Here is a 16,384-nt window from a genome sequence, read left to right on the forward strand (position 1 = left end):
CTCAACACATCACAACTTTTTTGAAATCAAAATATCTAAAAGGCAGTGGTGATAGTGAAGCCTTAACTTCTTCAAAGAACTAGTGACCAGAATCTGTGGGTAGATATTTAACAATCAGCCTGAAAGCACGTTTAAAATTTAAGTAAAGAAATATTTCGTAGCTTATAGGCATGAAACGCATCGTCTTGGTTGCTGGGTTTGAATCGTTTAACGCTGACTTGTACAGAAAAGCAGCCTTTTTGGCTAACTCTCGCTGTCCAGAGTTGGATATTCGGGTATTTAGCGATCGCGATCTTACCAATAAACGCACTGAGGTAGAAGCAGCACTCGATGGCGCTGATGTGTTTTTCGGTAGCCTACTATTTGATTATGACCAAGTTGTGTGGCTGCGCGATCGCATTGCCCAAATTCCCATTCGCCTAGTTTTCGAGTCAGCCTTAGAATTGATGAGTTTAACCAAGCTGGGTATATTTGCCATTGGCGACAAACCCAAAGGAATGCCCAAACCAGTTAAATTCATCCTTGACAAATTTAGCAACGGACGCGAAGAAGACAAACTCGCTGGTTATATTAGCTTCTTAAAAATTGGCCCCAAACTACTGAAATATGTGCCAGTGCAAAAAGTCCAAGACTTACGCAACTGGTTAATTATCTATGGTTACTGGAATGCTGGCGGTTCAGAAAACGTCGCTTCATTATTCTGGACACTGGCAGAAAAATACTTAAATTTAAAAGTCGGCGACATTCCCCCCTTAGTCGAAACCCCCAACATCGGATTACTCCACCCCGACTATCAAGGTTTTTTTGAATCGCCAAAAGCATACCTGGAATGGTATCAGCAGAAGGGAATGGGGAATAGGGAGTGGGGAATAGGGAGCATGAACAATTCCCACTCCCCAATTGTTGGGATTTTACTCTACCGCAAACACGTCATCACCAAACAACCCTACATTCCACAACTAATTCGCAGTTTTGAAAAAGCTGGCTTAACACCTTTACCCATCTTCATCAACGGCGTAGAAGGACACGTGGCGGTACGAGATTTAATGACAACCGACTATGAAATTCAGCAACGACAACTAGGTAATATAGAAACTCCCTCACTATCAAGTGAAGCAGTAAAAGTAGATGCGATCGTCTCTACAATTGGCTTTCCTCTGGTGGGTGGCCCGGCTGGTTCAATGGAAGCTGGCCGTCAAATAGAAGTAGCTAAACGCATCCTCACTGCCAAGAATGTACCTTATATTGTTGCCGCACCATTATTAATTCAAGATATTTCCTCGTGGACGCGCCAAGGTATCGGTGGATTGCAAAGTGTCGTGTTGTACGCATTACCAGAATTGGATGGCGCTATTGATACCGTTCCCCTCGGTGGTTTGGTAGGCGAAAATATTTATCTGGTTCCCGAACGGGTGCAGCGATTAATTGGTAGGGTAAAAACTTGGGTGGCTTTGCGGCAAAAACCTACATCGGAACGCAAGATTGCCATCATTTTATATGGGTTTCCTCCTGGTTATGGTGCTGTAGGCACAGCTGCATTATTAAATGTGCCGCGTAGTTTGCTGAAGTTTCTCCACGCACTTAAAGAACAAGGTTATACCGTGGGAGATTTACCAGATGATGGGGAAGAATTGATTCGCTGGGTAAAAGAGGCGGATGAATCTTCTGACGATCCAAAAATCCCTGTATCTGTTAACGTTCGCACTCTAGAAAAATGGCTGGGATATCTGCAAACTTCCCGCATCGAAAAACAATGGAAATCTCTCACGGGAACTGGTATTAAAACTTATGGCGATGAATTTCAAATTGGCGGTGTGCAATTAGGAAATGTATGGATAGGTGTACAACCACCTTTGGGTATACAAGGCGACCCGATGCGTTTAATGTTTGAACGAGATTTAACGCCCCATCCCCAATATGCTGCTTATTATAAATGGCTGCAAAATGAGTTTCAAGCTGATGCTTTAGTTCATTTTGGGATGCATGGGACTGTGGAATGGTTGCCGGGTTCTCCGTTGGGTAATACGGGTTATTCTTGGTCGGATATTCTGTTAGGAAATTTGCCTAATTTATATATATATGCGGCGAATAATCCGTCTGAATCGATGTTGGCGAAACGTCGCGGTTATGGTGTGTTAATTTCTCATAATGTACCGCCTTATGGTCGCGCAGGTTTGTATAAGGAATTGGTGGCGTTGCGGGATTTAATTGCGGAGTATCGGGAAGATCCACAAAAGAATTATGTTTTGAAGGAAGGGATTTGTAAAAAAATTGTGGATTCTGGGTTGGATGCAGATTGCCCGTTTGAGGATGCTAAACGGTTGGGGATTGCGTTTACTCCAGAAAATGTGCGGATGTTTAGCAATCATGCTTTTGATGATTATTTGGTGGAGTTGTATGAATATTTGCAGGTTTTAGAGAATCGGTTGTTTTCTTCGGGGTTGCATACTTTGGGGGAAAAGCCGAGTGAGGAGGAGTTGGGGGCGTATTTGGAGGCTTATTTTGGAGACGAACCGCAGAGGCGCGGAGAACGCAGAGAGGAGGAGAAGGAAATAAGGGATTTGTTGATGCAATCTACTGATGAGTTAACGAATTTGTTAAGGGGGTTGAATGGGGAGTATATTCCGCCTGCGCCGGGTGGGGATTTGTTAAGGGATGGGGCTGGGGTTTTGCCGACTGGGAGAAATATTCATGCTTTAGATCCTTATCGGATGCCTTCACCTGCTGCTTATCAACGGGGACGAGAAATTGCTCAAAAAATTATCGTCCAGCATTTGGATGAATATGGGAAATATCCTGAAACTGTGGCGGTGATGCTTTGGGGGTTGGATGCGATTAAAACTAAGGGCGAATCTTTGGGGATTCTGTTGGAGTTGGTGGGGGCTGAACCTGTTAAGGAAGGAACTGGTAGAGTTGTTCGTTATGAGTTGAAGCCGTTGGCGGAGGTTGGACATCCCCGCATTGATATATTGGGTAATTTGTCTGGAATTTTCCGGGATAGTTTTGTCAATATCATCGAATTATTAGATGATTTATTTCAACGGGCGGCTGATGCTGATGAAACGGATGATCAAAATTTTATTAGAAGACACGCTTTAGCTTTAAAAGCCCAAGGTGTGGAAAATGCATCAGCGAGATTGTTTTCTAATCCGGCGGGTGATTTTGGTTCTTTGGTGAATGATAGGGTGGTTGATGGTAACTGGGAATCTGGTGAGGAGTTGGGCAATACTTGGCAAAGTCGCAATGTATTCAGCTACGGGAGAGAAGATAAAGGTCAAGCTAGACCGGAAGTTTTGAATACGTTGTTAAAAACTAGCGATCGCATTGTCCAAGAAATCGATTCGGTAGAATATGGTTTAACTGATATTCAAGAATATTACGCCAATACTGGCGGTTTGAAAAGGGCAGCAGAAAAACAAGGCGGTAAGAAGGTTACAACCAGCTTTGTAGAAAGTTTCTCGAAGGATACTACACCGCGCAATTTAGATGATTTGCTACGAATGGAGTACCGCACCAAGTTGGTAAATCCCAAATGGGCGCAAGCGATGGCGAATCAAGGTTCTGGTGGTGCGTTTGAAATTTCCCAACGGATGACGGCGTTGATTGGTTGGGGTGGTACTGCCGATTTTACTGATAATTGGATTTATGACCAAGCGGCTGATACTTATGCATTAGATGCAGAGATGGCGGATAAATTACGCAAGGCAAATCCTGAAGCTTTTCGCAATATTTTAGGGAGAATGTTAGAGGCGCATGGGCGGGGTTTCTGGGAAGCTGATAGTGATAAGTTGGATAAATTGCGGCAATTGTATGAGTTGACAGATGAGGAGTTAGAGGGAGTAACAGTTTAGCAAAACAAATGTTTTAGACTAGGTGCGATCGCAGTAAGAATAGTCGGCAACAGTAAGTCTGTTAGAAGTCTGAATATTAGCACTCCTCTTAAGCTGAAAGCCGCTCTGCCGCCAGCAAGGGAGGCGGCAGCCCCAAGGACGGCATTCCCTGTCGGAGCAGGAGAACGAGAGAAGGAGACAATATCTAAAAGCTGGTTCTAGGCTAATACAGTTCAGTTAAGCAATTTTGGCTCTTGCGTTATTTTTATGGTAAAAATTAAAATAATTACATTTCAATGAGTAATAATTTTGATTTTTGAAGCCCAGAGTTGTCTGTAGCTAACAATTTACAGGTTTTTAAATATGTTTAAACACAGTAAATTATATAATCTTATTTATAAAAAGCAAAAATTTTAGCGAGTGCTATGAAATTTCCTGTAGAGCAAATCCTGAATCTGCCAGAGATGAAAGTGTTAGACTGTCAAGAAATTGAAGGCATAGGAATAGTTATAACAATAGAGAAATATGTCAACTATTCTGCTTGTCCTTCGTGTAGGCAAATTACTCGCAGTATACATCAAAATCATTGGAGGATGATTCATGATTTATCTTGGAGTGAGCAAACAGTGTTATTAAAAATAAATCGTCGCCAATTCAAATGTAACAATTGTAAAAAAGTATTTAGCGAAAAACTAGATTTTGTCGATAAAAACAAAGGATATACTAAGAGATTAGCCCAAGACATAGTACAACAAGTATTAGATAGCAACATTCATAGTGTAGCGAAAAGGAATGACTTAAGTGATGAAGAAGTTGAATCAATGTTAAAAGGGCAAGTATCGCAAATATTAAACATAAACTTAACTCAAATAAAAAGATTAGGTATAGATGAAATTGCTCTAGTTAAAGGACAAGGGAATTACTTAGCAGTATTAGTAGATTTAGATACTCATAAACCTATAGAAATAGTCAAATCAAGGCGGATAGAAGAACTACGTGAAGTCCTTATCAAATGGGGAGTTCAGGTGCTTGAAGAAATCATTGAAGTGAGCATTGATCTCTGGTCTCCTTATAAAACTTTAGTAGAAGAATTAATGCCCAATGCTAACATAACTGCTGATAGATTTCACGTTATGAAACAAGTAAATGATGAATTAGATACAATGCGTAAAGCCGAGAAGAAGGCAGCAATATCGCTAGAAAATAAATCCGAAAGAGACAGAATATTAGAAGGATTGAATAAAAGTAAATATAGCTTCATTAAAAATGAAGATTCTTTAAATGAAAAGCAAAAAGAGAAATTAAAGGCAGCCCAAGAAGTTTCACCAATTCTTGCTAAAATGCATAGGCTGAAAGAAGAATTCAGAGATGTATTTGAATCTTGCAAATCTTGGGGAGATAGCATAATTAAATTATTAGATTGGATGCACGATGCACTTTTATATTTTCCGAAAAGTATAGGTACAATGATTAGATGGTTTGGTGAAATAGTCGGTTATTTCGATGGTAGAACTACGAGTGGTACTGTTGAAGGAATTAATAATAAACTTAAGTTAATTAAAAGACTTGGATATGGCTTTCGTAATTTTAGCAATTTTCGACTACGCAGTTTATTAAATTGGCACTTTAGTATTAATTCTCCATAAAAGTAACGCAAGAACCGCAATTTTTTCCTTCTCTTTCTTCTCTCTGCGTCGCGCCAGTTGCTACCCTGCGGGAATGCTAAGAGCGAACAAGTCGGGAAACCCGCCCAACGCACTGGCTTCTCTGCGCCTTCTCTACGAGACGCTACGCGTTGGCGAAAGCCTCTCGTAGAGAAGGCGGTAGCCTGCGGCAAGCCGTTCGCGTAGCGTCTCGTAGAGAAGCGTCTACGTTAAAAAGTTGACTTTGATAACAGAATTTTAGCCTTAACTGAACCGTATTGGGTTCTAGGCTGGCTTTCACGTTAAGTTGACACCCCTACCCGTGTACTTCATTTACCTGAAAAACGCTGTAAGTTTTGCATTCTGTTTAATCTACCTTTTTAAGTGTGAATCTTCAAAAATAAATTTATTCTTTTGACATCCTCCCACCACTAATTCGGAGTACCGAATATAGTGGGGGATTCCAAAGATCACTCTTTGGGCTTCCTCTTTCCACGAGTTGACTTGCTTGAAAGAGTTGCCTCGCTCAAGTATTGGTCAGTCTCTCCAGAGGCGTTAGTTCCGACGTGACCCGCCGTACTCAATCCTTTTTCTAATATGTTTCGCGCCGCGTTCCAATCCCTATCTTGGGTATGTCCACAATGAGGGCAAATATGGGTTCTAGTGCTAAGAGTCTTTTTGACAACTTGACCACAGTTAGAGCAATTCTGACTGGTGTAGTGGGGTGGAACAGCAACGGTTACAACACCAAACACTTTACCAAAATACTCAACCCATTCACGGAACTGAGTCCATGCCGCATCACTAATCGACTTAGCGAGGTGTCTATTCCTCACCATATTCCGCACCTTCAAATCCTCATACGCCACGAGGTCGTTAGACCTCACCACGCACCTTGCTGTCTTAACAGCAAAGTCTTTACGCTGGCGACTTACTTTGAGATGCTTACGAGCAAGTTTATTTCTAAACTTGACTCTATTGTTAGAACCCTTTTTAGTCTTAGACATCCGGCGTTGCAACCGTTTCAAAGACTTCTCACTTTTACGCAGGTGACGCGGATTGGCAATTGTCTCCCCGTTACTATCGGTATAGAAATGATTCAAGCCAACATCAATACCAATGGTTTTACCCGATGGAACTCGTGTTTCTACTCTGTCTTGGTCAATGCAAAATTGGGCATAATACCCATCGGCACGACGTACAACCCGCACTCTTTTAAACTGTTTGAGTTGGTAGAAATGCAGGTCACGAGTTCCCCAAAGCTTAAAGGTTCCTGCTTTAAATCCATCAGAGAAAGTGATATACCTGCGGTCGTCAGAAAGTTTCCACCCACAGGTTTTGTACTCAACAGAACCGTGGGTTTGTTCCTTCTTGAACTTTGGAAAACCTTTCTTCCCAGGCAAGGCTTTTTTGCAATTATCATTCGCGGAGCGTGTCGTAGACAAGAACCGAGCGATTGCAGACCACGCTCTTTCAGCGCTGGCTTGACGAGCCATCGAATTGAGCTTCCCTGCCCATTCAAATTGTTGAGCAAGAGTCGCGCAGTAGGCAGAAAGCTCATACCTGCCAATACCTTTGTTATCCATCCAGTACCGAAGGCAAGCATTGCGAACGAAACGCGCAGTTCTAATTGCTTCATCAAGCAATTGATACTGCAAGTCAAGTCCTTCAAGTTTTGCTTCAAATACCAGCATATTTACGTCAGAGATGTTAACGTAAATTATAACATGGATTTGTAAAAAACTCAACTATCCCCTCTCCCTCACTGGCTTGCAGCCAGTTATGGTCGGGGAACGTCTCATTTTTCGCCCTGTCTACGACACGCTGCGCGAACGATTCATCTCGCCGCCAAATCACAGATTATGGCGGGAGCCTTCTCTCCGATTTAGGTAAATAAATCAGTATTATTGCTGTGGTCAAGTTGAAGTAAGTCAATGCAAAGTGACTGCATATTGTGTTTACCTAGTTGAAGACTAAATTTTAATTTAAGTGTAAATACAGAAGTTCAAATATATTAACCTTTACAAAATCAGTATTATTCCTGTGGTCAGATTGGGGTTACTCAATGGAAAGTGGCTTCATCTAGTCTTGACATTTTTATGTCTTATTTCTCGAAAGATGTTTATAAATCTCAGTAAAAGTAAGTAAATTAATCACAATTTACGAATTTACTAAGATTTGCTCATCTGAAAATAACGCTACTGTCGTTAAGTTTCACCACAAAGCTAGATGTCAACTGATGTACTTTAAACACATAAGTTTGATGGTTTTTACTTGATTTCAATTGTGGAATAACTTTGCACGAATTTAGCTTACACGTATCGAATTTAGCTGAAGTAAAAGGAAAATGAGCACAACTCCTATAGGTAGCTACAGGTTGTTCCAGAAACTACATCCGCTATCTCTGTTGGCACAATTAACCAGTCGGCGTGCTACAGGTTGCTTAAGCGTATTTACCGGGATAGTTTCTTGGTCAATCTATCTAGAGGACGGTAAACTTACTTATGCCTCCTATTCAGATAAACTGTTTGAGCGTCTTGACAGTCACTTACGGCGTTTGAGCCAGCAAATTCCTGCTCTCAACAGCGCCACCCGCGTGCAGATGCGGCTGATGTTTGAGACGAAGAACGAACATAAATCAATACAAAATGCGGATTACCAAGCTATTTGTTGGTTAGTCAATCAGGGCTATATTACCTCTGTGCAAGCAGAAAGCCTGATAGATGAATTGGCAAAAGAAGTAATGGAATCATTTCTATGTTTAAAAGAAGGTAGCTATGAATTCAGTCCAGAAAGCTCTTTGGATGAACTACCTAAATTCTGTCGCTTAGACTTGCGGTTACTTGTTGAACACTGCCAAAAGCAGTTAAGAAATCGGCAAAATATCCAGTCTTCAATTCCGGCTGGTGGGGGTTCCCAAGTTTTGTCTACAACACAACTGTCTCAAATTAAGCCACAGTTGCAAATAAAAATTGGGCAAAAGTTGCCAATACCAATCAATTTTGAGCTTCCTGAGAAAAATAAAACTACTCAGCCGCCTGTTGGCAAAAAACTATATACAATTGCCTGCATTGATGATAGTCAAACAGTTTTAAATTCCATTAAGCATTTTTTGGATGAAAACACATTTTTCGTTGTCATGATCAACGATCCGGTAAAAGCTTTAATGCAAATTCTCCGAAGTAAGCCTGATCTGATTTTGCTAGATGTGGAAATGCCAAGCTTAGATGGTTATGAGCTATGTTCATTGTTACGAAAACATTCAGCTTTTAAAAATACACCAATCATTATGGTAACTGGTAGAACGGGATTTATTGACAGGGCAAAAGCTAAAATCGTCAGATCATCAGGATATTTGACTAAGCCTTTTACACAATCAGAATTGCTAAAAATGGTTTTTAAGCATCTTGATTGATTTCAACAAAGCAAATAAAAATAACAAAATATCTTTAATTTAATTTTTTAGGAGATTTAATAGTGAGCCTGACTTTGCTTGGCACAATTCTAATTGTCGAAGATTCTCCCAGTGAATTGGAATTAATGAGCCATTATCTGAAGGAGAGTGGTTACAACGTAATTAAAGCAAGTGGTGCAAAAGAGGGTTTAGAAAAAGCGGTGTTACAAAAACCAGATGCGATCGTTACTGATGTCGTAATGCCAGAAATGAGTGGATTTGAATTGTGTCGTTCTCTGAGAAGAAATCCGATTACTGCAAAAGTGCCGATTGTGGTTTGTAGTTCCAAAAATCAAGAAATCGATCGTTTGTGGGCAATGAGACAAGGTGCAGATGCTTATATAACCAAACCTTACACCCGCGAACTTCTCTTACGTACTATTAAATCAGTGGTAATTTGAATCAATGACTAGTACAAACATTACTCTTTCTTCAAAACCAACTTTAAATAACTTGGCAGATGGTTATCTAAAGTTTCAGCTAAATCAACAAACTACTGCTGTTTTATCAATGAGGCATACACAAGAAGCAATTATTGTGCCTGTTGAATCTATTACTTCGATGCCCAATATGCCGCCCTGCATTTTAGGATTAATGAATTGGCGGAGTCGGATAATTTGGGTTGTTGATTTGCCAAGAATGCTCAATTTAGAATCCCTAGATTATCGACTACGACAATACAATGTAATCGTTATTCAAGTGGAATCATTGGTGTTAGGCTTAGTTGTGCAAGAAATAAAAGGTACAACCAAGTTCATCGTTGATGATATTCATTCTCCTATCGGACAAGTGGCATCTAGTTTAGTTCCTTATTTATGTGGGTGCGTTGTGCAAGAGGAAGAAATATTACTGGTATTAGATGGACAGGCAATTGTACAGTCTTCTATTCTCCGCAGTGATTAGGGTGTACTACTAAAAAAAGATTTTTAGTATTCTTATTCACATACTTAGGAGAACTACTTTTATGTTTAATAAAACCAACACGAATCAAGGTAATGACGCTCAAAATCGAGCATCACTGATTTCATCTCAAAAAGGTATTGGAACTGTTGTAAAGCTACCAACTAAGCTGACTACTGAAACTGGTAATAATTCTTCTTTGAATCAGGCTATTGCCTATTTTACAAAGCTGGGATTGGTTAAGAAAGCGACTATTTTAGCGATCGCAATCGGTACAATACCAGTATTGACCATCGGCGCGATCGCTTTTGGTTTTGTCAATAAGTCGGTTACTAAGCAAATTACTCAATCTCAACAAGCTGAAGCAACAGGTTTAAGTGATAAAGTTAACCGCTTCATGCTAGGGCGCTACGGAGATATTCAGGTAATATCAAGTTTGCCTTTTTTGGCAAATCCCCAAAGTAGTGTCAGTACTCTAGATAAGCAAGCAGTTTTAAATCGCATTGTCGAAGTTTACAAAGCTTATGACAGTGTTGCTGTTTTTGATCGCCAAGGTAACTTGATTGTCCAATCTACAGGCGAACCCCTGGAAAATCAAAAAGACCGTACCTATTTTCAAGACGCTTTACAAAAAGATACTCCTGTCATTAGCAAGCCGGAAGCAGCAAAAAATACTGGTGTCGTCAGTATTTATCTAGCTGCACCCGTGAAAGAGACAAGGACGGGTCAAACTATTGGCGTGGTACAAGCACGTATGCCCGTAAAATCTTTAGAGGAAGTAATCAAAAACTACGTAGGCAAGGGACAACAATACCATTTACTCGATGGTTCGGGAAAAGTTTTATTGAGTCCACAACAGGCATTATTAGGGAAAGAGGCAAAGGGAGAGTATTCTAATTTACCGAAACTGCTGGCAGCCAAAAAGCTAGATAGTTTTATAGAAGTTCCAAAAACTCAGAAAAAACAAGAACTAGTTAGCTATGTACCAGCGAGTACGATAGATAGCTTACCTGATTTAAACTGGCAAGTACTTTTATCTACAGATACAGCAACTGTATTTGAGCCACAAAGACAATTATTGTGGATTTTCAGCATTGGTACAGTACTGACAGCATTGATTGTCGGTGCGATCGCATCTCGATTAGCTAAAGTTACTACACAGCCAATTCTCAATGCAAGTGCGGCATTAGCGAAGTTAGGTCAAGGTAAATTCAATACCCGTCTGGAAATCGAAAGAGAAGACGAATTAGGGTTATTGAGTGCAAATATCAACCTTATGGCCGAACAATTGCAGGTCTTAAAGGAACAGGAACTAGACGTTGAAGGGCAATCTAGAAATGTTGCAGTAATCGGTTCTGACGACGAACGGCATCAAAACGAAACATTGCAACAGCAACTTTTACAACTGCTCAACGACGTAGAAGGTGCAGCCAGAGGCGACTTAACAGTACGTGCAGACGTGACGGCTGGGGAAATAGGCACTGTTGCCGACTTTTTCAACTCCATTGTCGAAAGTCTGCGGGATATTGTTACCCAAGTTCAAGAAGCTGCTACCCATGTGAATAGTGCTATTGGCTCTAACGAAGGAGCCATCCGCCATCTCGCAGAGGAAGCACTTACACAAGCTGCTGAAATCAACCATACCCTTGATGCTGTTGACCAAATGACGCAATCAATGCAAGCCGTAGCCGAAAACGCCGAAAAAGCTGCCTTTGTTGCCAATCACGCCGCTCACACCGCTACCAAGAGTGGACACGCAATGGATTTGACAGTACAAAATATTCTGTCTCTGCGCGAAACCGTTGGGGAAACTGCTAAAAAAGTGAAACGCTTGGGAGAGTCTTCGCAACAAATTTCTCGTGTAGTCTCCTTGATTAACCAAATTGCCATCCAAACCAACTTACTTGCTATTAACGCCGGCATTGAAGCAGCGCGTGCAGGTGAAGAAGGTCAAGGTTTTGCCGTCGTCGCTGAAGAAGTCGGCGAATTAGCAGTCCGAAGTGCCGCAGCAACCCAAGAAATTGAACAAATTGTTGAAAATATCCAACGAGAAACCAGCGAAGTAGTGCAAGCAATGGAAATAGGCACTACCCAAGTGGTGGAAGGCACACGCATCGTCGAGGAGGCTAAACAGAGTCTGAGTGAAATTTTGGATGTATCGTGTCAAATTGACTTCTTAGTGCAGTCAATTTCCACTGCAACTGCGTCTCAGGTAGAAACATCGCAAAGTGTCAGCCAATTGATGAAAGATATCGCTGCTACATCACAACGCACCAGCGATTCTTCTCGCCAAGTTTCCGAATCTTTGCAACAAACCGCCGAGATTTCCCAACAGTTGCAAGAGACTGTCGAGACTTTCAAGGTTAGTTAAGTTTGTCATTTGTTATTTGGGCCATCACTAAATTTATGGGGCATTAATTACGAATTACGAATTACGAACTACGAATTGGAGCGAAGCGACTTGACCAATGACTAAGGATAAAAACTATGCTACAAGACAAAGAATTAGAAATCCAGATGCAGTTTCTGGAAGAAGCAACTGATTATTTAAATACCTTAGAAGGGGTATTGCTGGAAATCGATACTACTAACCGCATCGATTTGGATAAAATTAATGCTGCACTCCGGGCTGCTCATTCTATCAAAGGTGGCGCGGGGATGATGGGGTTTAGATCGTTAAGTGATTTATCTCATCGTCTGGAAGATTCTTTTAAAGTTTTAAAAACTAAAAAAAATTCTTTAGAAATTGATACTCAGTTGCAAAGTTTATTGCTATCTGGAGTTGATTGGCTACGTCAGATTGTAGAATTGCTTGCAGAAGGAAATGTTGTTGAAGATGCGTGGTTAGCAACCTTTTGTTATCCAATTTTTGATGAGTTGCACGATCGCTTGGGCGATCCCACCCCGGAAGATGCTTCCACCATGCTATCCCCTGAGGATGGGCAAGACGTTATCCCTTTGCTATTTGGCACAGAAGTAGAAGAGTGTTTGCAGCGTCTAGAATCTATATTGGCAGATAGCGAACAGCCCGGTTTGCATGAAGAAATTGTCATCATGGCGGCTGAATTGGGCGGTTTAGGGGAAATGCTTCAGTTGGCAGCTTTTACCAAGCTTTGTGAGTCAGTAACGCAGCAATTAGAAACTGTGAGCAGCGATTGCATTCCCGAAATTGCTCAGTTAGCATTGCAAGCATGGCGGCGATCGCAAGCTTTGATATTGACAAATCAATTAGATAATTTACCTACAGAAATTGAGTTGGGTAGTTACACGCGATCGCAACCATTATTACCAGCAGAAGTAATACCAAAGTTGATTGCCACAGATACAGCTAACACAGATATGATTGACACATCTGTTTGGCAAGCCGAAATCACTCCAGAAACTTGGATTAAAGATGAAGCAATCGCAGCTAATTTCACGTTTGTGGACGCAGAATTTGCTGATGATGTAAATGGTGTCAATGTCACTGAACACAATACGATATTTACTAAAGAAAATAATCCTCCAGATGGCAGATTTACCGAAAATAAGGGAGAGCAAGTTGGCATTGCGAAAGATCGGGAAATCCATGAAAATACCGTCCGAGTTCCTAGCAAACAACTAGAGCAAATTAATGATTTATTTGGTGAGTTGATTGTTCAGCGCAATGGATTAAACTCCCATCTAGAAAGATTACGTAAACTTGTTCGTAACCTCAACCAGCGAGTCCAAGTTCTCGATCGCGAAAATCAAGATTTACGTATAGCTTACGACAAAATTTCTACTCAAGCTACTGGGGTGAGAGTGCAAGCTGAAAATGATCAGCAAACACAAGATACAGATAGGGGATTTGATGCCTTAGAAATGGATCGCTATAACGATTTAAACCTGCGATCGCAGGAAGTTATGGAAACCATTGTTCAAGTTCAGGAAGTCACAACTGATGTGCAACTCAGTGTTGATGATACCGACCAAATTGCTCGTAAACTCAACAAAACATCGAAACAGTTACAGACTAAACTAAATCACATCAGGATGCGACCACTGTCTGATTTAGTCGAACGTTTTCCTAGAGCTTTGCGCGATTTAAATGTCGAGTATGGAAAAAATGTCCAGTTAAAAATTGAAGGTGGCAACACTTTAATTGAACGCAGCATTTTAGAAGCATTAAACGAACCTTTAATGCACCTATTAAGGAACGCCTTTGATCATGGTATCGAAGACTCTGCCACCCGCCGCCTTCTGGGTAAACCAGAACAGGGATTAATTGAAATTAAAGCTACCCACCGCAGTAATCGCACCCTGATTACTATCCGTGATGATGGTTGGGGCATTTCTCTAGAGAAAATTCGCACCCGCGCTTTAGCGATGGGATTAGATGCTTCTCTACTGGCTAATGCTAGTGATGAAGAACTATTATCACTCATTTTTGAAGCAGGTTTTACTACCTCCGAGCAAGTGACAGCATTATCTGGCCGCGGTGTCGGTATGGATGTAGTTCGTAACAACCTCAAACTAATTCGAGGAGATGTCAAAGTTGATACGGAACCAGGAGTTGGTACTACCTTTACCTTATCAGTGCCATTTACACTTTCCGTTGCACGAGTTCTGCTGGTAGAAATTAACAAGATTTTATTGGCATTTCCTACAGATGTCATTTCAGAAATATCTTTACTCCAAGACGAGCAAATTTTGCAAATGGCAGGTAGCGAAGTTCTGAATTGGCAAGGAAATATGTTACCACTAATTCGCCTGACTCGTTATTTAGAGTTTAATTGCTTGCGTTATGATAGCCCAGAGTTGGAGATTCCGGCAGCAATTAATAGTAACAGTGTGTTAGTAGTCAAAGGCAATAATCAGCTAGTAGCAATTCAAATAGACCGTTGTTGGGGTGAACAAGAAGTTGCTGTTCGTCAAGTTGAGGGAAATATACCTTTACCTGAAGGCTTCAGTAATTGCACAATTTACGGTGATGGTCGAGTAGTGCCACTAGTTAATGTTAATGAGTTGCTGTATTGGATTGCTACAAATCGGCGGACTTCTAGAGGTACTCAATTACCATCGGCAAGGTTAAAAACACCGTTCCTGATATTTGATGAAGAAAAAATATCAGCAGCATCTGTTAAGCAGAAAGGCACAATTTTGATCGTAGATGATTCAATTAATGTTCGCCGCTTCTTAGCTCTGACTCTAGAAAAAGGCGGGTATCAAGTAGAGCAAGCTAAAGATGGTCAAGATGCTTTAGAAAAACTCCATAGTGGATTGAGAGTTGAGGCGGTAATTTGTGATATTGAAATGCCTCGTTTAGATGGTTATGGCTTTTTAGGTAAGGTGAATTCAGATGTTGAGACAAAAAATATTCCAGTTGCGATGCTGACTTCTCGTAGCAGTAACAAACATCGGCAATTGGCGATGCAATTGGGGGCACGGGCTTACTTTTCTAAACCTTATAACGAACAAGAATTACTGCAAACGCTGGAGGAAATAATTCGTAATGTTGCAGAGAATGCAGCGTCTAATTAATAATTCATAATTTGCAATCATTAATTGAATTGGTATTAGTATCCTGGCGACTAGAAGTCGCGTTTTTAGCCGCCGCAGGAATTGTAGAGTTTAGTGATTATTTTAACGTGAGTTCGACGAACCTCTCCCTTCCAGCTTCCCTCTCCGAAACGGAAAGGGAGGAGTAGCGAAAAATTCAGCTTTTTGCTCCCCTCTCCGTGTCGGAGCTACCGTGTATACACAAGTCTTAAAAACCTAACTTGATAAGACTTTCCTCGTTCCTCGTTCCCAGTCTCCGACTGGGAATGCATTCATTGAGTCTCTGACTCAATGAAACGAGAGAAGAATGGAAAATCAAACTTTTTTTGACTTGTGTATACACCGTAGCCGTGTCGGAGAGGGGCTGGGGGAGAGGTCAAATAAGACTTGTCGAACTCACGTTAATTTGAATTATGAAAAAGTAAAAAATGTGCGGTGTCCAGATGCCCGACTTCTTTGAGAAGTCGGGTATCTAATTTTTAATGAATGATTTAGGATTGCCCTATCAAATGTTTGAATAAAAGCTTGAATTACGTATAAGTTGTATAATCTCCACCTAAAACATTCTCAAGTTATAGATGATGTTTGACATCTTTACTTAAAAAGATACAAAACATATTTGATTTATTCTACTAAAACAGAAAATATCAACTATGAATTGAGGAGTTTTACGCATGAGTGCAACCTTCATGAGGAGTCCTAAGTTTCGCAATGCCCAATGGGTAAGCTTTGTTGGTGGAGAAGGGATTGTACGCAGCTACACACCTGAATATGGTACATGGACTTATCTCATTGAGATGGCATTAGGGCTAGAGCCTGACTTTGGCAGAGTTGGTGCAGAAACGATGATACTCCTTCCCGAAGCAGATTTACTTACGACATACAGCGAATTTCAAGCTGGTAAAGTAAATAATCGAAGTCTCAAACCCCAGCATGAAGGCTGTTTTACTTCTGTTAGCGCAGTGGGGCGTAGCTAATTCTGACTTCTTAATTCTGCTGTAAGTAAGTTTTTGATCGGGAGGATAAGGAGGTTGAAA

9 protein-coding genes are annotated in these 16,384 nt (G+C 40.9%); 8 read left to right on the plus strand and 1 reads right to left on the minus strand.

What is annotated here, in order from left to right:
• Nucleotides 1-170: 170 nt before the first annotated feature.
• The gene (gene bchH, locus ANSO36C_RS17315) at nucleotides 171-3,851 is read left to right on the plus strand and encodes a magnesium chelatase subunit H (protein ID WP_251955546.1); all 3,681 of its coding nucleotides are present in this window, start codon (nucleotides 171-173) and stop codon (nucleotides 3,849-3,851) included.
• Nucleotides 3,852-4,255: 404 nt separating this feature from the next.
• On the plus strand, nucleotides 4,256-5,476 hold the full coding sequence (locus tag ANSO36C_RS17320; protein WP_251955547.1) for an ISL3 family transposase: 1,221 nt from the start codon (nucleotides 4,256-4,258) through the stop codon (nucleotides 5,474-5,476).
• Nucleotides 5,477-5,943: 467 nt separating this feature from the next.
• Here ANSO36C_RS17320 and ANSO36C_RS17325 read toward each other — a convergent pair whose 3' ends face one another.
• Entirely contained in the window at nucleotides 5,944-7,167 is a 1,224-nt protein-coding gene (locus ANSO36C_RS17325) for an RNA-guided endonuclease InsQ/TnpB family protein (RefSeq protein WP_251955548.1), read from the minus strand.
• 653 nt (nucleotides 7,168-7,820) lie between these two features.
• On the opposite strand from ANSO36C_RS17325, the gene ANSO36C_RS17330 reads away from it, so the two are divergent.
• From ANSO36C_RS17330 to ANSO36C_RS17355, 6 genes are all read left to right on the plus strand, one after another.
• Nucleotides 7,821-8,888, plus strand: coding sequence for a response regulator (locus ANSO36C_RS17330; RefSeq protein ID WP_251955549.1), 1,068 nt, complete (start codon nucleotides 7,821-7,823; stop codon nucleotides 8,886-8,888).
• Nucleotides 8,889-8,950: 62 nt separating this feature from the next.
• Nucleotides 8,951-9,328, plus strand: coding sequence for a response regulator (locus ANSO36C_RS17335; protein WP_190939913.1), 378 nt, complete (start codon nucleotides 8,951-8,953; stop codon nucleotides 9,326-9,328).
• 4 nt (nucleotides 9,329-9,332) lie between these two features.
• Entirely contained in the window at nucleotides 9,333-9,830 is a 498-nt protein-coding gene (locus tag ANSO36C_RS17340; RefSeq protein WP_251955550.1) for a chemotaxis protein CheW, read from the plus strand.
• Nucleotides 9,831-9,891: 61 nt separating this feature from the next.
• On the plus strand, nucleotides 9,892-12,198 hold the full coding sequence (locus ANSO36C_RS17345; RefSeq protein ID WP_251955551.1) for a methyl-accepting chemotaxis protein: 2,307 nt from the start codon (nucleotides 9,892-9,894) through the stop codon (nucleotides 12,196-12,198).
• Between the two features lie 116 nt (nucleotides 12,199-12,314).
• Nucleotides 12,315-15,329, plus strand: coding sequence for a hybrid sensor histidine kinase/response regulator (locus ANSO36C_RS17350; RefSeq protein ID WP_251955552.1), 3,015 nt, complete (start codon nucleotides 12,315-12,317; stop codon nucleotides 15,327-15,329).
• 692 nt (nucleotides 15,330-16,021) lie between these two features.
• A complete protein-coding gene (locus tag ANSO36C_RS17355) occupies nucleotides 16,022-16,324 on the plus strand; it encodes a hypothetical protein (protein WP_251955553.1) in 303 nt (100 codons plus the stop codon).
• Nucleotides 16,325-16,384: the final 60 nt, after the last annotated feature.

Source organism: Nostoc cf. commune SO-36, assembly GCF_023734775.1.
In the GTDB taxonomy this organism is placed as follows: domain Bacteria; phylum Cyanobacteriota; class Cyanobacteriia; order Cyanobacteriales; family Nostocaceae; genus Nostoc; species Nostoc commune_A.